Annotated in this window: 18 protein-coding genes, 3 tRNA genes and 3 rRNA genes; 15 read left to right on the top strand and 9 right to left on the bottom strand. The window is 54.7% G+C overall.

The window, feature by feature from the left end; genetic code table 11:
* Positions 1-5: 5 nt before the first annotated feature.
* Genes N1037_04990 through N1037_04980 form a run of 3 tightly spaced genes read right to left on the bottom strand, consistent with a single transcriptional unit; the run spans position 6 to position 1,497 of the window.
* On the bottom strand, positions 6-338 hold the full coding sequence (locus tag N1037_04990) for a DUF1801 domain-containing protein (GenBank protein UWS80385.1): 333 nt from the start codon (positions 336-338) through the stop codon (positions 6-8).
* Position 339: 1 nt separating this feature from the next.
* A complete protein-coding gene (locus tag N1037_04985; protein UWS80384.1) occupies positions 340-735 on the bottom strand; it encodes a VOC family protein in 396 nt (131 codons plus the stop codon).
* 48 nt (positions 736-783) lie between these two features.
* A complete protein-coding gene (locus N1037_04980; protein UWS80383.1) occupies positions 784-1,497 on the bottom strand; it encodes an AraC family transcriptional regulator in 714 nt (237 codons plus the stop codon).
* 475 nt (positions 1,498-1,972) lie between these two features.
* Here N1037_04980 and N1037_04975 point away from each other — a divergent pair, with 475 nt between their 5' ends.
* The 15 genes from N1037_04975 to N1037_04905 all read left to right on the top strand — a co-directional run bounded on the left by N1037_04975 (position 1,973) and on the right by N1037_04905 (position 16,424).
* The gene (locus N1037_04975) at positions 1,973-2,395 is read left to right on the top strand and encodes a MerR family transcriptional regulator (protein ID UWS80382.1); all 423 of its coding nucleotides are present in this window, start codon (positions 1,973-1,975) and stop codon (positions 2,393-2,395) included.
* Positions 2,370-2,753, top strand: a complete 384-nt coding sequence (locus tag N1037_04970; GenBank protein UWS80381.1) for a carboxymuconolactone decarboxylase family protein — start codon at positions 2,370-2,372, stop codon at positions 2,751-2,753. The genes N1037_04975 and N1037_04970 overlap by 26 nt, the downstream gene beginning before the upstream one ends.
* Positions 2,754-3,328: 575 nt before the next feature.
* Positions 3,329-3,643, top strand: coding sequence for a hypothetical protein (locus N1037_04965; GenBank protein UWS80380.1), 315 nt, complete (start codon positions 3,329-3,331; stop codon positions 3,641-3,643).
* 375 nt (positions 3,644-4,018) lie between these two features.
* Positions 4,019-4,429 (top strand): GFA family protein, encoded by a 411-nt coding sequence (locus tag N1037_04960; GenBank protein ID UWS80379.1) that lies wholly within the window; start codon positions 4,019-4,021, stop codon positions 4,427-4,429.
* Positions 4,430-5,305: 876 nt separating this feature from the next.
* On the top strand, positions 5,306-6,118 hold the full coding sequence (locus N1037_04955) for an RNA ligase family protein (GenBank protein UWS80378.1): 813 nt from the start codon (positions 5,306-5,308) through the stop codon (positions 6,116-6,118).
* Positions 6,111-7,262 (top strand): AAA family ATPase, encoded by a 1,152-nt coding sequence (locus N1037_04950; protein ID UWS80377.1) that lies wholly within the window; start codon positions 6,111-6,113, stop codon positions 7,260-7,262. The genes N1037_04955 and N1037_04950 overlap by 8 nt, the downstream gene beginning before the upstream one ends.
* 714 nt (positions 7,263-7,976) lie before the next feature.
* The gene (locus N1037_04945) at positions 7,977-8,468 is read left to right on the top strand and encodes an Lrp/AsnC family transcriptional regulator (protein ID UWS80376.1); all 492 of its coding nucleotides are present in this window, start codon (positions 7,977-7,979) and stop codon (positions 8,466-8,468) included.
* Positions 8,469-8,632: 164 nt separating this feature from the next.
* On the top strand, positions 8,633-9,772 hold the full coding sequence (locus N1037_04940; GenBank protein ID UWS80375.1) for a glycine cleavage system protein T: 1,140 nt from the start codon (positions 8,633-8,635) through the stop codon (positions 9,770-9,772).
* 27 nt (positions 9,773-9,799) lie between these two features.
* Complete coding sequence (locus N1037_04935; protein ID UWS80374.1) at positions 9,800-10,249, top strand: OsmC family protein; 450 nt, start codon at positions 9,800-9,802, stop codon at positions 10,247-10,249.
* Between the two features lie 20 nt (positions 10,250-10,269).
* Positions 10,270-11,070 (top strand): enoyl-CoA hydratase, encoded by an 801-nt coding sequence (locus N1037_04930; GenBank protein UWS80373.1) that lies wholly within the window; start codon positions 10,270-10,272, stop codon positions 11,068-11,070.
* Positions 11,071-11,073: 3 nt separating this feature from the next.
* A complete protein-coding gene (locus N1037_04925) occupies positions 11,074-12,741 on the top strand; it encodes an acyl-CoA synthetase (GenBank protein UWS80372.1) in 1,668 nt (555 codons plus the stop codon).
* A 558-nt stretch (positions 12,742-13,299) separates the two neighbouring features.
* Positions 13,300-13,866: a type II toxin-antitoxin system PemK/MazF family toxin gene (locus N1037_04920; protein UWS80371.1), complete on the top strand. Its 567-nt coding sequence runs from the start codon at positions 13,300-13,302 to the stop codon at positions 13,864-13,866.
* A complete protein-coding gene (locus N1037_04915) occupies positions 13,863-14,309 on the top strand; it encodes a hypothetical protein (GenBank protein UWS80370.1) in 447 nt (148 codons plus the stop codon). The genes N1037_04920 and N1037_04915 overlap by 4 nt, the downstream gene beginning before the upstream one ends.
* A gap of 198 nt (positions 14,310-14,507) precedes the next feature.
* Positions 14,508-14,720 (top strand): hypothetical protein, encoded by a 213-nt coding sequence (locus tag N1037_04910; protein UWS80369.1) that lies wholly within the window; start codon positions 14,508-14,510, stop codon positions 14,718-14,720.
* Between the two features lie 48 nt (positions 14,721-14,768).
* On the top strand, positions 14,769-16,424 hold the full coding sequence (locus N1037_04905; protein ID UWS81310.1) for a recombinase family protein: 1,656 nt from the start codon (positions 14,769-14,771) through the stop codon (positions 16,422-16,424).
* On the opposite strand, the gene N1037_04900 is transcribed toward N1037_04905, so the two are convergent.
* From N1037_04900 to N1037_04875, 6 genes are all read right to left on the bottom strand, one after another.
* A tRNA-Met gene (locus N1037_04900) sits at positions 16,381-16,457 on the bottom strand. The genes N1037_04905 and N1037_04900 overlap by 44 nt on opposite strands.
* A gap of 95 nt (positions 16,458-16,552) precedes the next feature.
* A 5S ribosomal RNA gene (gene rrf / locus N1037_04895) occupies positions 16,553-16,667 on the bottom strand.
* 194 nt (positions 16,668-16,861) lie between these two features.
* Positions 16,862-19,689: ribosomal RNA gene (locus tag N1037_04890) — 23S ribosomal RNA — on the bottom strand.
* A gap of 449 nt (positions 19,690-20,138) precedes the next feature.
* Positions 20,139-20,214, bottom strand: a tRNA-Ala gene (locus N1037_04885).
* Positions 20,215-20,235: 21 nt separating this feature from the next.
* Positions 20,236-20,312, bottom strand: a tRNA-Ile gene (locus N1037_04880).
* Positions 20,313-20,571: 259 nt separating this feature from the next.
* Positions 20,572-22,031 (bottom strand): 16S ribosomal RNA (locus tag N1037_04875).
* Together the 16S, 23S and 5S rRNA genes with 3 tRNA genes alongside form the textbook arrangement of a ribosomal RNA operon.
* Positions 22,032-22,772 lie beyond the last annotated feature (741 nt).

Here is a 22,772-nt window from a genome sequence, read left to right as displayed (position 1 = left end):
TCGGCTTAGCTAGTTTGGGACAGCGCGACAGCTTGATCTAGAAAGCTCTTGCAGGTTCTGGTCTTTATATCGTCAGCACTGTGAAGTTTAACGTGCCGTCTAAACTTTCCAGTCCCTTCCAGCACACCGTCCGGGTCTTCGAATTGGACACCATTGGCAAACTCAAATGACACGTAATCGGCATAGACGTAGAAACCGCCAATGCGGCTTTTTGGGTTGTCTGTTTCAAGTTCGACCACTGTACCGCCATACATCGGTCGCAGGCTAGCATCAGGTGCCAGCTCAATTATCATTTCTTCCAAGCTGTCGGTGATCTTCGCTTTCGTCGCGTCGTCCATATCACGCCGAACCTTGGATGGGAGAGGCAATCTCGACGATACAGCCGTCCAGATCGCGGACATAGGATACTGTCTGCCCCCATGGCTTTTCGCTAGGAGCGCTGACTGGCTGGCAACCCTCTGACAGTGCTCGCTCATAAGCGGTTGCCACATCATCCGTGACAAAACAGATTTCCCATGCAGCGGCGGGTCCTCCTGGGTTATTCGGCAAGATGGCCAGACCGTTCATCTCGGCGGCTTCGGTCCCTGCAAAAGCTAGGATTGTATCACCTGTTTGCATCTCTCCATAGAGATTGCTTTCGTGAATAAAGCGTTGTTTGAGCCCGAAGGCGGCTTCGTAGAATGCGACCGTTTTGGGCACATCTGCTACATAAATTATTGTGTATCCGAGTTTCATCAGATGATCGTATCCCACCCCAACATGTGGGTCTTGAATAAATCGGACCTATTTGGAGGGGATGTCTGGCAATGACAAGTCTGTTGGAATCCCGCTTGGTGTGAACCCGCCAAAACGGCGAAAGGTACGGGCCATATGCGCATGATCTGAATACCCACCTTCGAACGCGGCGGCGCTGATCGGAACATTACCATTAGTGACCAATTTGAGTGTGCGATGGAACTGTATAAGCTGTGCGTAGGTCTTGGCAGAAAGACCAATATTGCGGCGAAAGAGACGGTTCAGATGCCGGGCAGTACATGAAACGAATTGCGCCAATGCATCAATGCGAAGCCGTCCGCCAGACGCGTGAAGTATGTCAATTGCACGCGTAAGTCGCTGCTCGACATCAGGCCAATTTTGGGAGGGGATAATCTGCGCCAAAGCATCGAGCGTCAGGGCTGCCCCATGAAGCGCGGCGAGGGAAGGTAAGCGATCCAGCGCTTCCGGTCCCCTCAAGACGCTGTCAGGCGCATTGCGCAAATCATCTTGCCACAATGCCGCGCCATGTTCTGGGCGTAGGCGGATGCCAAACCACTGGTCGCCTGTATCGTAATCAACACGATAAGGCTGTGTCGCGGGTCCAGTGATGATCGGCGTAACTTCATCCGGTGTGCTGGCATGGTTGCGCACAATGATATCGCAACGCCCATCCGGCAGAATGACGGCACTGCCGGAAGTGCATGCAGAAAACGACCATATCGCCTCAATGCGACGGGCCATTTTAGGCGTATCTAGTGCTTCATTGTAACCAATGGGTATCGGAATGAGAGACGTTCCTCAATGTGAGCTGTCTCAGTAGTGTTACTCATTCCTTACAGCCCTGCCAGTAACAATTAAGCAGCCATTAGCGCAGTTGCAGCGAAAGAGCGTTTTGTCCCGCTCTGCCGACCTTGACCTCCTGCCTCAGTACCGGTTTGCTGTGCTGGTGCGGAGAACGGCGGCAGAGAGCCCTCAGTAACGGATGCTGCAGTTTGCATGAATGTCGGCTGACGAAGGGCAACCAAAAACCTTCAACAACCACTTGGGTTTTGAACTGGGTTTTTGGCAGCGGAAAACTGGTCCCTTTTCAGCCGTTCCAAAAAGGAGCGATTTTGGAACCCTCAAGCGAGGCAGTGGCAACCAATGAAAAGGGCCTTGACTTAGAGTGCGCTCAAACACTTAGGGTAGTGAGCGTCTGGATGAGATACAGAATGCTATGAAAATCGGTGAGCTTGCAAAACGCACAGGACTTACGGCCCATACGCTCCGCTATTACGAACGGCTTGGGCTTTTGCCATTTGCTGATCGCGATGCAGGTGGACAACGTGATTATGACGAATCCATCCTTGTTTGGATTGGATTTCTCAAACGCCTGAAAACCACCGGAATGCCAATACGGGAAATGATGCGTTACTCAGAGCTTCGCGCGATGGGGAGCCAAACCAGCCCTGAGCGGTGCGTGCTTCTAAAACTGCATCGCGAACGGGTGCGCACGCATCTGGCCGAACTGGAAGCCTCTCTTCTCGTCCTCGACACCAAAATCGACACTTATGTCGATGCGGACAAAAGGACGCAAAACAATGACAAATCAACCCAAACCTCAAGAAACCAGATTGGAGCGCGGGCAGCGCGCTCTTGATGCCATCGACGGTAAAGCCGGACAAAATGTGATTGACGCGCTGGCCGATATTTCGCCTGATTTCGCCACCTATCTGTTCGAATTTCCTTTCGGAGATATCTATTCCCGCCCAGGGCTTTCACTACGCGACCGGGAGATTGCTACCATAGCGGCGCTGGCCGCTATGGGGACGGCGCAGCCGCAGCTCAAAGTGCATATCGAAGCGGGGATGAACGTGGGGCTTTCGCAGGAAGAGATCACCGAGATTTTGATGCAGATGGCGGTTTATGCTGGCTTTCCCGCAGCGCTGAACGGGCTGTTTGCTGCGAAAGAGGTTTACGCCGCACGCGCCGCAGTGGTTACAGAGGGCGAGGCCTGAGAATGATGCTGCGCCAAGGAGACTTGGCGCAGCCGTCCGACCTCCCAAAAACCACCGTTTGTTGAACTGTTCACCGAACCGGACATTGATGCACGTGCAGTGAAGGTCGGGAAAGTCCGCACACCACCAGTTCGCTGCCACCTTGATTTCGCGCTCGCAGCTAACGTCGGCAATGCGGGATGCGACCGCAGCATCTTGACCGGTCGGTGAAAGGCAGCTCCGGGCCGGTCCTGCCAAGTGTCACCGTTGCCATGCCAATGATGCTGCGATGCATCCGAAGTCTGCTCGCGGCCGCTATGCAGAAAGCCCTTATGAAACTGGTTTCTCTATGCTGCTCATGGCGCGCAGCATATCAAGCTTATTGACTTTTCAGGCTATGGCGACGACCGTCGCGTTGCAGGGTTGTAATCATCTTGTCACTTTGAGCGAGTGGAACACGGACTGTGGAAGACGCACGAAACATCACACAGAATTTTCTGGATTGCCAAGGAGAGGCAACGATATCGGGGGACATCGAGGCCACCTTGGGTTGGTGCAACCTACCTTGTACGCTCGAGAGTTCTCAGGGTCGAACCGTGGCGACGACAGAGGCGGAAATGCGTGCCATTTGCACTATGTTCATCGATAACCTGAAGGCAAAACGGCTGACACACATGGTTCGTCGCTGTATTGAGGCGATGTTCAATGATGACGACACCATCTGCGCGGCCTATGAGACACGATACATCAGAGACGGGCATCAGCTGGCAGAAGAACCCTATACCGGATTTGTCATTCTGCGCCGTAACCATGACCGATGGAAAATCAGTAACATGCAATTTGCAGGCGGCAACGATAGCCCTGTTGAACTCACGCTGCGGGACTGGGCGCGCGTTAAGGTCAACAATTAGGAATACGAATTACGCCGGCGAACTTTTCGAACCAGCCGCTGAACCAATCTATGGTACCTTGAGCTGTTCGCAAAGCTTGCGGCGCATCTGAAACTACGAACATGTTCTGCATTCAACGGAGCCACGGCGCATGCATTGCTGCGAGCAGCGGGAATGGCAGCAATGCGGGTGCTGCATCGCGGCGTGACCCAAGTAAATGTACGTCCGGAATGGGCCGTGAACGACGGAAAGCATGGTTTTCAATTCGCTGATGTTCTGCGACGCCGAGACTGTCTCTCTTTGAGCCCCTTTTGACCGGAATCCAGCACGGGGATACAAGGGATTAATGAAATGCATTCGACTGGCGGCAGAGCTTGCCGGTCGCGAGGAGTGTGAATGGACAAGAAACCGACAACGGGACAATGCCTTTGTGGCGCTGTGAAATTTCGCATATCAGGCGAGTTCGAGAGCTTTTTCCTGTGCCACTGTTCCCGCTGCCGCAAGGACAGCGGTTCGGCCCATTCGGCAAACCTGTTTTCGTCCAGAGCCAAACTCATCTGGGTTTCAGGCGAGGCAAACATTAAGACGTTTCATCTCCCTGGTTCACGCCACATGAAAAGCTTTTGCTCCGACTGCGGATCCGCACTGCCTATTTCCCAGCCGGAGTTTGGTTTGATTGTGGTGCCGACAGGGTCGCTTGACAGCCCGATCGACATGCTACCCAACGCGCATATCTGCTGTTTCAGTCGCGCGAACTGGGACAACGACCTGACCTCCATCGAAAGGATCGACGGACTTCCCGGCTGAACGCTCGCGCCGATGATGTATGTCAGACAACCAACAGAGATACGGACACGACCATCGGCTTCGTAAGGCGTTGCTGTCATTCGAGGGACAGAGATGCTGCGTGATGCACGAATGTCCAAAATGGCGGGCCGCACCGCAGCATCTGGGTCGGTCGTCGAGAGTCCGCTCTGGGCCGAAAGCGACTTGTTTAGCAACTCATAACGCGGGTCATTTACTCACTAAGCAGCTCGCACTCCGGCCCTTCGGCTCTGCGTTCGAGCTGCGCGTTCGCCAGGGGCGCGCCCCTGGACCCTGGCCGCCTACGGCGACCTTGGGAGACGTCCAACTCTCCCAAACCCTCACGGGGCTTTCAGCCCGAGAAAGGGAGGTTTCGCCCTCCCCTTTCATCCCCACTCGCAGATGGGCACTCGCCGAGCCCCCCTGCACCCCCTGGCAGCCTATCCAGCTGGGACCAAAGAGGGGGCCTTCCCCTCTCTGGACACTCCACGGCAAGGACCATTCGCCATCTGTCCCTGCACCCTTTCCGGCGTCTCCGACGACTAATCCAAGATTGCCGTGGCACACGCTTGCGGCCCTAACCTGCCTTTAAGCCCCTGGCCGACCGCCGCGGTGCAGCTTCACCAGACCGGCCATTCGTCCTTCGCGCAGCATTTGGGGGGGTGAAGGTCGGCGATGCGGACTTTGCCGCCGTTGACCGCATGCATGGCAATGTCTGCTATTGATTTTGAATTGCCCAATCGCTACTAGCAGGCTCCATGTCTCACCCCTGAACCCCACGGAAGTCCGATGTAATCGTTGCACACATATCTCAACCAATTCCCTGGCATTCTATGTCGGGTAGTTTTGTGCGACCAATCGATACATCGTGAGACAGTTATGAATATCTACAAATACCCGCGTACGCGGCACATTGAAGGTTCGCGCCTTCAAGTGGGCGATATGGCGGATGATAAACCGATTAAAGACCTCAAGGGGCAACACCTTGTCGTCGAGGAAAAGCTCGACGGGGCGAACTCAGCTGTGTCGTTTGACACGGACGGAACACTGTTGTTGCAAAGCCGTGGTCATTATTTGACCGGTGGCGGTCGTGAGCGCCACTTTGCTTTGCTCAAAACTTGGGCTGCGGCACATGCCCATGTCCTGCACCCGGTGCTGGGCCATCGCTTCATCATGTACGGTGAATGGATGTATGCCAAGCACACAGTCTTCTACGACCGTTTGCCCCACTACTTCATGGAGTTCGACGTGTTGGACCGTGATACCGGTCAATTCCTCAGCACCATCGCGCGCCGTTCATTGCTCACGGGGTTGCCGATCATGCCGGTGCCTGTGGTGCATGAAGGTGAGGTTACATCCGTTGATCACATGAACGGCATGGTGCGGCCTTCACCGTACAAGTCTGATGCTTGGAGAGATGTTCTGGGGTTTGTAGCGGAGCGGTCGGCGAGTCGTCCGGATATGGTTGATCAGCAAACCGAAGATAGCGATTTGGCTGAGGGGCTGTACCTGAAACAGGAAGATGCGGATCACGTGCAGGATCGGTTCAAGTTTGTGCGGGCCGACTTTTTGCAAGCCATCCAAGCCGCCGATGGTCATTGGCATGATCGTCCGATCTTGCCGAATGCCTTGGCGGATGGTGTTGATATCTTCGCCCCGGTGCTGGGTATTGAGGGTGCGTACGATGCGTAAAACAATGAAGCCGCGCGTCACCCATGATCAACTTTTGTCGCTTGTACCAACCGGCCCGCTTTGGCGGGTCGATTGGGCTGCGATCTGGTCGTTATGGCCTGAATTGACGAAGTTGGACACATGCCCCCAGGACCCAATCCACCATGCAGAAGGCGACGCGGGCACACATACGCGCATGGTAGTTGAGGCACTGGTGGATGATCATGAATGGCAAACACTGCCAAAAGACGATCAGGATTATCTGTTTTGGGCGGCGGTCCTGCATGATGTTGGCAAACCTGCTGTTACCAAACATGAAGACGATGGCCGCATCTCTTCTCGTGGTCATTCAAGGGTTGGGGCCTCCATCGCACGTCAGTTGTTGTGGCATGCTGGATCACCTTATGCTTGGCGCGAAGCCGTGTGCGGGATCATCACACATCACCAACTGCCGTTTTGGTTGATCGAACGCCCTGACCCAAACCGGCTGGCGATTGAAACGTCGTGGCGATGCCGCCCTGACCACTTATGTCTTCACGCTAAGGCCGATGCCTTGGGGCGGGTTTGCGAAGATCAGCAGGCCATTTTGGAGAACGTCAGCCTAGCCGCTTTGACGTTCCAAGACGCGGGGTGCTTGAGCGGCCGTTTCACCTTTGCAAATGACGAAAGCCGCGTTTCTTTTTTCGATCTTGAAGACCGTGATCCGTATTATGCAGCTCATGAGGACTTCCGATGTACAGTCACTGTGATGTCTGGCCTACCGGGTGCTGGCAAAGATACGTGGATAGCTAAGCATCAACCAGATCATCCCGTCGTCAGCCTTGATCTGATCCGCAATGAACTGGGCGTCGCAGCCACCGACAATCAAGGGCGGGTTATCCAAGCCGCCCATGAACGGGCCAGAGAGCATCTGCGGGCAGGCACGGACTTTGTTTGGAACGCCACAAACGTGACCCGGTTGAACCGGTCAAAGGTGTTGCGATTGTTGCGTGACTACGGCGCGAAGATCGTGATCGTCTACGTGGAAGTTGTTCCAGACCAACTTAGGCGACAAAACAAGGATCGGCCGAACGCTGTACCAGAAGGCGTGCTTGATCATCTGGCTCGAAAGCTGGAGCCACCCGAAGCGTGGGAAGCACACCAAGTTTTGGCAACATCTACGTAGGTGGTTATTCCCAGAAGCCGACTTTCGCTGCGACGTAACATCAATGTAGTTTGGGCTCGGAGCGGACCTGCGGCGGCGCACAGAGAGCCGCTGCTCAGGAAGACACCAAGCCATCGGCACTCCCGGCCCTTTGCTGCCTTTCACTTCGTGTGTCTGATGCCGCGGCGCGGCCCGTCAGACCAGCCATTCGCTGCACCTGCAAAAGCCGCACCGGTCTGAACTGGCTAGGTGCGGGACAAAGCACTATTTCGCTGCATATGCATGATCGGTTTCTTTGATGCTTATTGCGGACTTTCGCACAAGAATTTGCGCATCTAGTGGCCGCAATCTTGAAAGTGAACAAAGAGTTCATTGAGAAAACAGTTGGACCACACACGGTCCTAGAGAATGTGATGAAACCAATACCTGCTACGACCCGAAATTTTAGCAGTTGAGAATTGCGCCAATACTCAACTCAGGCCTGATATCTGCATGCTGGCGTTTGGAATGCATTGGTTTTGTGAAAATAGGAGCGTAGCGAAAAATTGATGTCCTACTAAGATGTCCTACTAAAATGGCCGCTAATTGGCGGGCGACTTGGTTGCCAGACGTAGATTTGCTAGTTTTGGTCGCAGAAACGGCGTCCTGATGGAAGACTTTCAGGTAGGTAGATGCTAATCTGGCTTGAAGTCATGCGAACTTTTGCCGTGCATTGACTATGAAAGGGTTAACTGAATGAAAAGACTTGCCCTTGATGCAGCGGACATTCGGATTCTAAGTGCGCTGCAGCAGCATGGGCAATTGAGCAAAGCCAAGCTTGCCGAGATTAGCGGTCTTTCTGCGACACCGTGCTGGGCGCGCCTGGGTAGATTAAAAGCCGGCGGATATATTCGGGGCTATCACGCCGATATTGAGCTGGGTCGACTGGCTGATTTCGCCCAAGTGATTGTGACAGTCTCCTTGAGCCGTCATAGAAAGGCGGATTTTGAACGCTTTGAGGCCTTCATCAACAGTCGCGACGAGATCATAGATTGTATCGCCACCGGTGGCGGGGTCGATTACATCATGAAGGTCATCAGCCCGAGCCTTGCTGCGTTTCAAGACTTGATGGAAGATTTTCATGCCGAAGATCTTGGGATTGACCGCTACATGACTCACTTTGCCACTCGACAGGTAAAATCGGGCTTGCCGAACGTCACAAAATTGGCCGCCGCAAACCCGAAATAGTCAAATCGGCCCAAACGGTTCTGTTATGGCCAGAAAAACGGCCCGCATGGTCCGAGAATTCGGAATCTTCAGACCACATTCGCGGCCTATCCTGGACTACATCTCGCAAAGGTTTTGACAGTCTTTGATCATGAAGATCACGGACAAAACGGGAGGACCTTCCAATGCAAGCAGATGATTTCGGTTTCGGCACACAGATCCGCAAGTCGCCTTATTTTGACGCGACTGTGCGTTGGGGCGCGCAAGGATTTTCTGTCTACAACCACATGTATATCCCGCGTGATTTCGGGGACCCGGAGCAAAACTTCTGGAACCTCGTGAATGAGGCGATCCTGTGTGATGTGGCTGTTGAGCGTCAGGTTGAGATCACCGGTCCAGATGCTGCCAAGTTCATCCAGATGCTGACCTGCCGGGACCTGTCCAAGATGGCCGTGGGCCAGTGCAAGTACATCCTGATCACGAACGCCGATGGCGGCCTTCTGAATGATCCGATCCTGCTACGTCTTGCAGAGAACCATTTCTGGATTTCGCTGGCAGACAGCGACATCCTGCTTTGGGCGCAGGGGGTTGCGATCAATTCTGGCCTTGATGTCACGATTGGCGAGCCTGATGTATCGCCGTTGCAGTTGCAGGGCCCCAAGTCCGGCGAGATCATGCGTGTGCTCTTTGGCGACGACATCATGGACCTGCGCTATTACTGGCTGCGCGAAGTTGAATTGAACGGCATCCCGCTGATCGTGTCCCGGACCGGTTGGTCGAGCGAGCTGGGGTATGAAATCTACCTGCGTGACGGCTCCAAAGGCGACCTGCTGTGGGAAACCATCATGGCCGCGGGTCTGGAATACGGCCTCAAGCCAGGGCACACTTCCTCCATTCGCCGCATTGAAGGTGGGATGCTGTCCTATCATGCCGATGCCGACATGAGCACCAACCCGTTCGAGCTGGGCTTTGACCGGCTTGTCAATCTGGACATGGATGCCGATTTCATCGGTAAGGCTGCGCTGCGCCGCATCAAGGACGAAGGCGTTAGCCGTAAGCAGATCGGTCTGATCATCGACTGTGACCCTCTCGGCGGACCGAACACGACGTTCTGGGAAATCAATTCGGACGGTGAAGCAATCGGTAAAGTCACATCCGCAGTTTACTCCCCACGTTTGGAACAGAACATCGCTCTGGCAATGGTTGCAGCGGAACACGCTAACATCGGTGCTCAGGTCGAGGTCGTCACACAGTCCGGCCCCGTCCGCGCGATCATCTGTGAGCGTCCGTTCTATGATCCGAAAAAACAAATCGCGGCCGCTTGACGCCCTCCCAAACGAAAGAAGACTGACATGTCAGACCTCGCGATCGAGCTGCATTGGCAGCGCGCCACCCCTGTATTGCAAACTGGTGCTTATTCAAACGAACACACCGTGCAATATAACAACCGCTACGACCTGCTTGTGGATTCCGCCCCCGATTGGGGCGGAAATCCGGACAATACAAACCCGGAACAAGCCCTCGCCTCGGCCCTGTCCAGTTGCCACATGATGACCTTTCTCGCTCTGGCCGCCAAAGCAGGTTGGCCCGTGGCCAGTTACCACGACTATGCCGAGGCCCATTTGGGCAAGAACCCCAAAGGTCAGATGTCGGTGACGCGGATTGACCTGCATCCGGTGGTGCGTTTTGACACCGGCTTTTCAGTCAGCGATGAGGACCTGGCACTGATGCAGGACCGCGCGCACCGCTACTGCTTTATTGCGAATACTTTGGCTGACAGTGTCGAAATCAACATTCTTTAGAACCCAAAAGGATTAGCCCCGTGACCACATCCGCCATCCTGCTCAGCAATTTGGACGTAAACGGCATACTGCGCCTGACCTTGAACGATGTAGCGCGCCGCAATGCCTTGTCCGAGGCGATGCTGGCGGAACTTGGCACCGCATTTGCCGATGTAGGGGCTGATCCAAAAGTGAGGGTCATTGTTCTGGCGGCCAATGGCCCTGCGTTTTGCGCGGGTCACGACCTCAAGGAAATGACCGCAGGGCGCGCGCAAGAGGATGGTGGAAAAGCCTATTTTGCACATGTCATGGCGATGTGCGCAGGCGTGATGCAAGGCATCGTGAATTGCCCCAAACCCGTGATCGCGGAAGTGACTGGCGTGGCCACGGCCGCAGGCTGCCAGCTGGTTGCAAGCTGTGATCTGGCGATAGCTGCCGACACGGCGCAGTTCAGCACACCAGGCGTGCATATCGGACTGTTTTGCTCCACCCCCATGGTGGCCCTGTCGCGAAATGTCGCTGATAAACACGCGATGGAGATGCTGCTGACGGGCGATATGACTTCCGCTGTGCGGGCCGCAGAGATAGGTCTTGTGAACCGCGTTGTCGCCCCCGAAGCGCTGCAAGAGGCCACGATGGAAATGGCGCGCAAGATTGCGTCGAAATCCAGCATGACGCTCGCAACGGGCAAACGCGCCTACTATGCGCAACGTGAAATGACGCTACCGGACGCCTACGAATACGCCTCAGGTGTGATGGTCGATAACATGCTGGCGCAAGACGCCGAAGAAGGCATCGGAGCTTTCATCGAGAAGCGCGCGCCCCAATGGCAGGATGTCTGAGCCATGACAACGAACCCCTACAACACGGATCTGGACCGAAACCCGGCAAACCACCAGCCGCTGACGCCACTGACATTTCTGGAACGGGCGGCCTCGGTTTTTCCTGATCACACAGCGATCGTGCATGGCGCGTTGCGGCGCAATTATGGTGCATTCTACGCACGGTCGCGTCAGCTGGCTTCCGCTTTGGCGCAACAAGGCGTCGGGCGCGGTGATACGGTATCAGCCTTGCTGGCCAATACGCCTGCGATGTTGGAATGCCACTACGGGGTGCCCATGTGCGGCGGTGTTTTGCACTCTGTAAACACCCGCCTCGATGCATCGGTGATCGCGTTTCAACTGGACCATGCGATGTCCAAAATCGTCATCGTCGACCGCGAATTCATGCCCTTGATGCAAGACGCGCTTGCGCTGGCAACGGTGAAACCGCTTGTGATCCAATACGACGATGCCGAATTCACGGCGCCTGCAACTGCGACTGATGCGCAGGATTATGAGACCTTCTTGTCGACGGGTGATTCCGACTTCGACTGGCTGATGCCGCTGGACGAATGGGACGCCATTTCGATCAACTACACTTCGGGTACAACGGGCGATCCAAAAGGGGTCGTTTCGCACCATCGCGGCGCCTATTTGTTGGCGCAGGGCAATGCGCTGACGACATCGATGGCCAAGCACGGGGTCTACCTCTGGACGCTGCCGATGTTTCACTGCAACGGATGGTGTTTCCCGTGGACCCTGTCGGCGATCATCGGGACCCATGTCTGCCTGCGTCAGGTGCGGGCAGAACCGATCTGGGCCGCTTTGGCGGATGAGGGCGTCACACACTTGTGCGGCGCGCCCATTGTGATGTCTCTGATGATCTCTGCCCTCGAGGAAGAGAAACGCAAGCTCGATCAAACAGTGCAGTTCTTCACGGCTGCCGCCCCACCACCGGAAAAACTGCTGGCCGATATGAAAACCGCAGGTTTTGATGTGACACATTTGTACGGGCTGACCGAAACCTACGGTCCCGCCGTGGTGAATGACTGGCATCAGGACTGGTCTGATCTGCCGCTTGACGAACAAGCCAAGTTGAAATCGCGCCAAGGCGTGCGCTATCTGCCGCTTGAGGGGCTTGATGTGCTGGACCCCGAAACCATGCTGCCCGTACCACGCGACGGCAAAACCATGGGCGAGGTTATGTTTCGCGGCAACGTCGTCATGAAGGGCTATTTCCGTAATCCCAAAGCCACACAAGAGGCCTTTGCTGGTGGCTGGTTCCATTCCGGCGATCTGGGCGTCCGGCATCCAGACGGCTATATCCAGCTCAAGGACCGTTCCAAGGACATCATCATTTCTGGCGGCGAAAACATTTCGTCCATCGAGGTGGAAGAAGCGCTTTATGGCCACCCTGCGGTCGAGATCGCCGCTGTGGTTGCCATGCCGCATGAGAAATGGGGCGAAACGCCCTGTGCCTTTGTGGAATTGGCCAAGGGCCAAACCGTGGATGCCGCCAGTTTGCGCGCATGGTGCAAAGAGCAGCTTGCACCCTACAAGGTGCCCGGGCAGTTCGAATTCATGCCGATCCCGCGCACGTCTACCGGCAAGATCCAGAAATTTATCTTGCGCGAACAAGCCAGAGATATCGCACAGAACGCAACTGCAGATCACATGTCTCCGGCTCAATAAGCCGGAGCTTTTCTGAGCCTGTCAGGATGGCAAACCCTCGAATTCTGCACTTACAGGCTAGGAACACCCAAAAGCACACTCCCACCGCAACGCAGATTTTGTTGGGGGGCTGACCCATCGCGCACTGAATAGCTGCGAGATTCGCTTATCAGACATTCGAGCAGGTTGCAGCATTTGGTAACTCAGGGCTCTCTACCGCCGTTCGCTGCATCTTTCACCAATGGCGGCTCTGACGCAACGGCCAAACTTTGCAAAGTGTGCAATCTGCGCATTGCTGCCCTTGATGGGGGCCGCAGCACCGAGAGGCGGCTGTTTGGCAGCTGAATGGCTGCTTTCGCCTTCCCGATGCATGACCCGAGCACTTGCAGCTAAGGTCCGTTTTCCGCCCTCCTCCCCGTCGCGTGCCAAATTTGACGAGAGGGTTTCCCTCTCGCCGCTCTCCCTGTTCTTTTAGCCTCCCGTTTTGCTGCGCGTTTTTTGTGACGCGCAGCAAAACGGGAGGCCTTTTAGGTTTCCAAAGCTGGTGTCGATTTTCAATCACATCAATGGAGACCCCAGATGTATTACTCCCCCCAATCCTTCGTGCCGGACTTCGACTGGAAAGGCCTCGTCGAGCGCGGTGACGTTGTTCTGTTCGCATTTCCGATCAGTGAGGACCCCACAACCCCAGCGGCATCCCCCAAACTGCGCCCCTGCCTGGTTCTCGATGTCTTTGAGCTGAATGGCATCAAATTTGTCGAACTCGCCTACGGCACCTCCGCCCGCACCAAGGCCAACAGAGGATATGAGGTCCGCGTTGGACACACTGCCTCCTGCCACGCGGCGGGGCTGGATCGGCCCTCCCGCTTTGTCTGCGCGCGCCGTGTGATCGTCAGCGTCAACCACCCCGGCTTTGAGGGCAGCGAGGAGCGCGGCACCCTGATCGGCCGACTTGATGCGCCGCTGGTGGACCGTATGAACGACGTGCGCGCCCGCCTGCAGGCCAAGGCAGACATCCAGGCCGAGACCCGGCGGGAGCGTTGGGAGGAACAGGCGCGAAGGCTACGCGAAGAGCGCGGTTTCCTGGAGCGGAACCGCGCATCTCGCGCAGCCATCACCCTCAAATCCAAAGGAGGTCTCGTATGACCCACCAGTTTCTGCCCATTACATATGACAATATCGAAGCCATCGCCGCGGCAGGTTTCGCAAAATCCCGTGACTGCATCACAGCGATCCGGATGGACGTGCTGCACAACATCCAACCGCTGGAACGTGTCGGCTTTGAGCGGCTGATCAAGCTGATTGAGGCCCGCCAGATCTTCAAGCCAGAGATCCTGGAGGAACTGGACGTGCAGATGGATTTCCTCACCCGGGAGATCGACAAGGGCACGACCGTGCATCAGCACCGCGACTATGATGAGTGCAACGTTTCCGAACCAGCCTGCTGGCAGGAGACGCGCACAACGGCGCGCGCGGATGAACTGGGCCGCGCGATGATCATGTTCTTCGAGCTCTACGAGACCTTGCAAGCCGTGCATGACCTGATGCACGCGCAGGAGGCGCTGGACGCGTTGTGTCAGAGCCTCTGATTTACAGAGACACGCGGGCTTAGACACCCCGCGTCAGGCGCGCTGGCGAACCTTCTGCTGCTACAGATGTCGGCGCGCCGCCCAAACAGAGACGCCCGCACAGATCATCTCTGTACGGGCGTAAACGACCAACCGTAGCAGGCCACCGATCTCATCGTGTTGTTGGTTCTTGTGTGTCCACAACCGAAGGAGAAGCGAATGACCCTCACAAATCTGATCGACCTGATTGCCGAAGTCGCCGCCAAGCGGGCCACCCAGGAGGGCGGAACGAAGGAAGAAACACCGAACGCAGTGATCTTTATCATAGAGCCGATTTTGACGGGATTAAGGCAAGCCGCACCACAGATCACTAAACTTGTATTTGTATCATCTTTCTGGCCACGGCAGTTTTGCGACTCAAGGAGATTCTGAATGACTGACAAACCCCGCGTCGCGATTTATGCGCGCTACTCCTCGGACATGCAAAACCCCAAGTCCGTCGATGACCAGTTCAGTGAATGCCGCAAACACGCAGAACGCAGCGGATATGAAGTGGTCAAAGAATACGCCGATGCCGGTTTGTCCGGCGCGCTGCGGGATCGCCCGGGGTTTCAGGAGCTACTTGCCGCGGTCCACGCGCGATCCTTTGACATTGTCTTGTTCGAACACGTCGACCGCCTCGGGCGCGACCTGGAACGGGCCTCAAACTTCTACAAAGCGACCACCTTCGCAGACATTGAGCTTCATCAGTTGGGCAAAGGTAAGCTCGGTCTGCTCGACATTGGCATTATGTCCACGATGGCACAGATATTTCTTGAAGACCTCGCCCTCAAAACCCGGCGCGGACTGCGCGGGAAGTTTGAACGTGGCCAGAGCGCAGGCGGCAGATCATATGGATACGCCCTGAGCATTGGGCCGGACGGCATAGCCAAAAAAGGCCAGCTCACAATCGACGACAACGAAGCGGCGATCATTCGCCGGATCTTCACTGACTATGCGTCAGGTGCCTCACCGATCAAAATCGCTGCGCAACTCAATGCAGACGGCATCCCCTCACCGGCCGCCAATACCAAACGCATAACCCGTGGACATTGGAAGCAAAACACCATCAACGGCAACCCCACCCGGGGGACAGGAATCCTGAACAACGAGCTCTATATTGGTCGCCGGATTTGGAACCGCCTACGCTATTCCAAACACCCCGAGACCGGCAAACGGGTCTCACGCCTAAATCCCGTGGAAGACTGGGAGATCCAAGAAGTCCCCGACCTGCGGATCATCGACCAAGAGCTATGGGACGCCGTCAAAGCTGTGCAAGCGGGGCACAGAAAGGTGCGCAGCACCACACCCGCCACGGACAAGAAAGGCCTCTCTGTTGGGCAATCATTACGGCGGCGCAAATACTTGCTGTCCGGGTTAATGACCTGCGGCCAGTGCGGCGGCAATCTCACCGTGGCAGGCAGCGGCAAGGCGCGACGCTATTATTGCGCCAACGCCAAGGAGAAAGGCGCATCAGTTTGTAGCGGTATGCGCGGCCTCAAAGAAGAAGACGCAGCCACCTCCATCCTCTCGGGCCTCAAATCTGGTCTGATGCGGGACGAAGCCTATGCAGAGTTTCGGGAGAAGTTTCTGGCGCGCAAGAAAGGTGAAGAGAAAGAACGCGATGATTTGCTCCGGCTCCATAGTCAGGCTGTGCGCCAGCTGGAGTCCCGGCACGCAAACCTGATGAAGGCGGTTGAGGATGGGGACTATTCTGCCCCTGTCATCGCCCAGCTCAACAAGGTGGATGCTGAACTGACCCAAGCACGGGCCAAACGGGACGCCGCAGCCCCAGAACCCATCTTCTTGCCCCAGGACCTCCCTGCCCTTTACCGCGCGCATATTGATGATCTGGTGGGCACCCTATCAGACGAGGGCGTCTCTGGGCGTGCCAGCGAAGAACTCCACCAAATCATTGATACTGTTGTTGTGACCTGGGACGCGGATGCGAAGCATCACGCGCTTGAGCTTCGTGGTAAGCTATTGGAGATGCTGAACATAACAAAGCCCGCCTTAGGGGCGGGCTTGGATATTAGCGAGTGTTCGCTGAATTTGGTTGCGGGAGTAGGATTTGAACCTACGACCTTCAGGTTATGAGCCTGACGAGCTACCGGGCTGCTCCATCCCGCGACAGTTATGATGTCCTATCGCTTTTCTACTTGAGGACGATTTGTCCTAGTAGTTAGCGTTAATGTTATCGTTTTTGAGATTTTGGATTTTACTAGGTTTGGCAGTGACCTACTCTCCCACGCCTTAAGACGCAGTACCATTGGCGCAAAGGCACTTAACTTCCGGGTTCGGGATGGGACCGGGTGTTTTGCTCTCGCTATCGCCACCAAACCAAGAAAAATCCAAATCCGATATCTTTGCGAAGCAAAGTATCGCGCGGCAGGCAGCGGTTTTGATTTTAAAACCGCATTGCCGCACGTCAGTTATGTCACCTGGTGGTTTCACAACTGATATCGGAAGAAACAATCAACATTAAGTCCAAGTCCTGTGGTGCTTATTTGGTTCTTGGCTGTCTATTACTAGATCAGATCAAGCCAATCGGGCGATTAGTACCAGTCAACTGAACGTGTTACCACGCTTACATCTCTGGCCTATTGACGAGGTGGTCTACCTCGGCCCTCAGGGATACCTTGTTTTGAGGGGGGCTTCCCGCTTAGATGCCTTCAGCGGTTATCCTGTCCGAACATAGCTACCCAGCACTGCCGTTGGCACGACAACTGGTCCACCAGTGGTTCGTTCACCCCGGTCCTCTCGTACTAGGGGCAACTCCTCTCAAGTATCCTACACCCACGGCAGATAGGGACCGAACTGTCTCACGACGTTCTAAACCCAGCTCACGTACCTCTTTAAACGGCGAACAGCCGTACCCTTGGGACCTGCTCCAGCCCCAGGATGAGATGAGCCGACATCGAGGTGCCAAACACTGCCGTCGATATGGACTCTTGGGCAGTATCAGCCTGTTATCCCCGGCGTACCTTTTATCCGTTGAGCGATGGCCCTTCCACTCGGGACCACCGGATCACTATGGCCGACTTTCGTCTCTGCTCGACTTGTCAGTCTCGCAGTCAGGCTGGCTTTTGCCATTGCACTCAACGAGCGATTTCCGACCGCTCTGAGCCAACCTTCGCGCGCCTCCGTTACGCTTTAGGAGGCGACCGCCCCAGTCAAACTACCCGCCACGCAGGGTCCCGGATCCGGATAACGGACCGCGGTTAGACATCAAGAGTGCGAAGGGTGGTATCTCAAGGGAGGCTCCACCGAGACTAGCGTCTCGGTTTCGATGCCTACCACCTATCCTGCACGTCACAATCCTGATGCCAGTGCGAAGCTGTAGTAAAGGTGCACGGGGTCTTTCCGTCTAACCGCGGGAAGCCTGCATCTTGACAGGCAATTCAATTTCGCTGAGTCGATGTTGGAGACAGCGGGGAAGTCGTTACGCCATTCGTGCAGGTCGGAACTTACCCGACAAGGAATTTCGCTACCTTAGGACCGTTATAGTTACGGCCGCCGTTTACCTGGGCTTCAATTCAGAGCTCTCACCCCTCCTTTTAACCTTCAGGCACCGGGCAGGCGTCAGACCCTATACGTCGTCTTGCGACTTCGCAGAGCCCTGTGTTTTTAATAAACAGTCGCCACCCCCTGGTTTGTGCCCCCGGATTCCACTTGCGTAGGACCCGGGCCTCCTTCTCGCGAACTTACGGAGGTATTTTGCCGAGTTCCTTCAACATCGTTCTCTCAAGCGCCTTGGTATTCTCTACCAGTCCACCTGTGTCGGTTTAGGGTACGATCTTATAGAGGGGCTATTTCCAGGAACCGCTCAGCTGCTCATTCAATCCAATAAGGATGAACAACACCTGCGATCCGTCACCACCTCATGGCCCAGGAATATTAACCTGGTTCCCATCGACTACGCCTTTCGGCCTCGCCTTAGGGGTCGGCTTACCCTGCTCAGATTAGCTTTAAGCAGGAACCCTTGGACTTTCGGCGAGAGTGTCTCTCACACTCTTTGTCGCTACTCATGTCATCATTCTCGCTAGTGATCTCTCCACGGGATCGCTCACGCGCCCGCTTCATCGAAAGCTCCGTGTCTCCAATCCTACCGAAGTAGGTAAGGAGACATGGAACTATGTCACACTACGCTCTGCTACCATGCACTATGTGCATCCTCAGCTTCGGCTCATGGCTTGAGCCCCGTTACATCTTCGCCGCAGGACGTCTTAATTAGACCAGTGAGCTGTTACGCTATCTTTAAAAGATGGCTGCTTCTAAGCCAACTTCCTGGTTGTTTTGGACATCCCACCTGCTTTCCCACTTAGCCATGAATTAGGGGCCTTAGCTGGAGGTCAGGGTTGTTTCCCTCTCCACTACGGACGTTAGCATCCGCAGTGTGTCTGCCGTATAGTACTCCCGGGTATTCGGAGTTTGGTTAGGATCAGTAAGACGGTGAGTCCCCATTACCCATCCAGTGCTCTACCCCCCGGGGTATTCGTACGACGCTCTACCTAAATAGATTTCGCAGAGAACCAGCTATCTCCGAGTTTGATTGGCCTTTCACCCCTAGGCACAGCTCATCCCGATCTTTTTCAACAGATGTGGGTTCGGTCCTCCAGTGCATGTTACTGCACCTTCAACCTGGCCATGCCTAGATCACTCGGTTTCGGGTCTGATCCCACGAACTCATTCGCCCTATTAAGACTCGCTTTCGCTGCGCCTACACCTAACGGTTTAAGCTTGCTCGTGAGACCAAGTCGATGACCCATTATACAAAAGGTACGCTGTCAGGCCGCAAGGGCCCTCCAACTGATTGTAGGCGTTCGGTTTCAGGTACTGTTTCACTCCCCTCGTCGGGGTGCTTTTCACCTTTCCCTCACGGTACTGGTTCACTATCGGTCAGTAAGGAGTACTTAGCCTTCGAAGGTGGTCCTCCGATCTTCAGACAGAATTTCACGTGTTCCGCCCTACTTAATACGTCCTATCATGTTTCGAATACGGGACTATCACCCGCTATGGTCCTGCTTCCCAACAGGTTCTTCTCACACTCAAGGCTCGGCTGGTCCCCGTTCGCTCGCCGCTACTAGGGGAGTATCAATTGATTTCCTTTCCTCCGGGTACTTAGATGTTTCAGTTCCCCGGGTTTGCTCTTATAAACCTATGTATTCAGTTCATAAGTACCTGGTTAAGAACATTATTGGCTACCGAAGTAACAATAATGAACTTTCAGGTGGGTTGCCCCATTCAGAAATTCATGGATCAAAGCTTATTCTCAGCTCCCCATGACTTATCGCAGAGTATCACGTCTTTCATCGCCTCTTACTGCCAAGGCATTCACCAAACGCCCTTCTCGCGCTTGATCTGATCCAGAAATAGATAGCCTAAACCATCAGGATCCAGCCGCTGGTAAGTAGCCGGACCACAATCTCTGAACCAAAAAGCATACTTTCCCGCATTTATGATGCGAAAGTCGTTTCACTACTAAGGCTGTGATGTCGGTCGCAGCCCCTTCGCAAAACAAACATCATAAATACAATTGGTTCCAAAACCTTGCGGAATTAGAACCGGGTTAGTGTACTTGACTTGGACAACTCTGTCGTTTCAAACCGGCAGACCCATGGACGTCCGAGGAAACAGACGTGTTCATAAGCTCGCATCATAAACCCGAAGGTCTAATCAGCACCAATCTGAGATCATCCCCACACTCGGGGCGATCAACAGTGTTGTTGATTGTTTCTCTCTTTACGATATCAATTCGTCCAATTGGACGGTTAAGAACTGCGCACAGTGCTTAACGATCTAATTGTTTAATGGTGGAGCCTAGGAGGATCGAACTCCTGACCTCCTGAATGCAAATCAGGCGCTCTCCCAGCTGAGCTAAGGCCCCATCTTAATCCCGAAGGATGAGTGGTGGGTCGAGGAGGACTTGAACCTCCGACCTCACGCTTATCAGGCGTGCGCTCTAACCACCTGAGCTACCGACCCGGTTTTCGATTTGCAAAGCAAATCAAAACCCGTGTGCGACAGGGTATTGCAAAGCAATGCCCGAGAGCAGCACTCAGTGGTTATGTCACCAGGCAGCGCCAGATAACGGCTGCTGCCGCGACTTGTCTGAAGAGATATGAGGACGGCTCGGTCCAAAGGACATCCAGTAGATGCCCCGATGTTGAACAGTTTTGATTACTGTTCATTGCTAAGTGTATCACGAGGAAGAACAAGTTCTTCTTGCTAGATACATCCTTAGAAAGGAGGTGATCCAGCCGCAGGTTCCCCTACGGCTACCTTGTTACGACTTCACCCCAGTCGCTGAACCCACCGTGGTCCGCTGCCTCAAAAGTTAGCGCACGGCCTTCGGGTAGATCCAACTCCCATGGTGTGACGGGCGGTGTGTACAAGGCCCGGGAACGTATTCACCGCGTCATGCTGTTACGCGATTACTAGCGATTCCGACTTCATGGGGTCGAGTTGCAGACCCCAATCCGAACTGAGACATCTTTTGGGGATTAACCCATTGTTGATGCCATTGTAGCACGTGTGTAGCCCAACCCGTAAGGGCCATGAGGACTTGACGTCATCCACACCTTCCTCCCGCTTATCACGGGCAGTTTCCCTAGAGTGCCCAGCCGAACTGCTGGCAACTAAGGATGTGGGTTGCGCTCGTTGCCGGACTTAACCGAACATCTCACGACACGAGCTGACGACAGCCATGCAGCACCTGTCACTTGGTCTCTTGCGAGAAAGCTAGATCTCTCTAGCGGTCCAAGGATGTCAAGGGTTGGTAAGGTTCTGCGCGTTGCTTCGAATTAAACCACATGCTCCACCGCTTGTGCGGGCCCCCGTCAATTCCTTTGAGTTTTAATCTTGCGACCGTACTCCCCAGGCGGAATGCTTAATCCGTTAGGTGTGACACCAACAAGCATGCTTGCTGACGTCTGGCATTCATCGTTTACGGTGTGGACTACCAGGGTATCTAATCCTGTTTGCTCCCCACACTTTCGCACCTCAGCGTCAGTATCGAGCCAGTGAGCCGCCTTCGCCACTGGTGTTCCTCCGAATATCTACGAATTTCACCTCTACACTCGGAATTCCACTCACCTCTCTCGAACTCAAGACCAGGAGTTTACAAGGCAGTTCCAGGGTTGAGCCCTGGGATTTCACCCTATACTTTCTGATCCGCCTACGTGCGCTTTACGCCCAGTAATTCCGAACAACGCTAACCCCCTCCGTATTACCGCGGCTGCTGGCACGGAGTTAGCCGGGGTTTCTTTACCAGATACTGTCATTATCATCTCTGGCGAAAGAGCTTTACGACCCTAAGGCCTTCATCACTCACGCGGCATGGCTGGATCAGGCTTGCGCCCATTGTCCAAGATTCCCCACTGCTGCCTCCCGTAGGAGTCTGGGCCGTGTCTCAGTCCCAGTGTTGCTGATCATCCTCTAAAACCAGCTATAGATCGTAGACTTGGTAGGCCATTACCCCACCAACTATCTAATCTAACGCGGGCCGATCCTTCTCCGATAAATCTTTCCCCCGAAGGGCGTATAAGGTATTACTCACCGTTTCCAGTGGCTATTCCTTAGAGAAGGGCACGTTCCCACGCGTTACTAACCCGTCCGCCGCTCACTCCGAAGAGTGCGCTCGACTTGCATGTGTTAAGCCTGCCGCCAGCGTTCGTTCTGAGCCAGGATCAAACTCTCAAGTTGAAAGCATCTCGCGATGCTATCCTTGACGTTCGAACCTCTGCACATCTCCAATACTCAGGACCGCTTTTGGGGGCAGATCCCTATGTCCACCCGGCTAAGGATTGGACACGTATCGGAAGTCATCTGTTTGATTGTGCTTCAGTTTACAAAAGTAAACAAAAGTCCGTCAAACAGTGAAGCTGACACTAGATCATCGAACAGACCAAATGGCCCACCCTACTAGCGTTGATATACAGACGTTGATCCATCGAAACGAACCAAACCGCCCACATATCTCTTCAGTTATCATCAATGTCAAAGAGCAACACCTAAAGGCCAAAAACAAGGCCACCGCGCCAATTCCTTAGCGCAACCGCCTCATAACATCCTCCAGATGCCCCAGTCTCTCCTGAGCGTCCAGCAGCCTTTCCTGCCAGTCAGCGACCTCTCAGCCGCCCCACCGTGCCGCGTCTCCGCCGCCGGTAGAGGGGGTTCTAAGTATAACCCAGAGAACCCGCAACCCAAAAACCAATCAAATCACAACTTTCTGCAAAAGAAATGTGAAGTAAAAACAAAATCAACCACTTACCACACAAACCACCCCTACACCCACACCCCAAACACCCTCAAAAACAGCCCCCAAAATCCACAAAACAACCAAAATCCAACTTACCCACAACATTACCCACAGACTCACCAAAGGGAATCAAGACAAACAACACAAAGCCCCAGAGAAAAACCCGAAAGAGCTGCACCGGAAAA

The organism is Phaeobacter sp. G2 (assembly GCA_025163595.1).
Lineage (GTDB): Bacteria > Pseudomonadota > Alphaproteobacteria > Rhodobacterales > Rhodobacteraceae > Pseudophaeobacter.
This window is presented reverse-complemented; position numbering and strand designations above follow the sequence as displayed.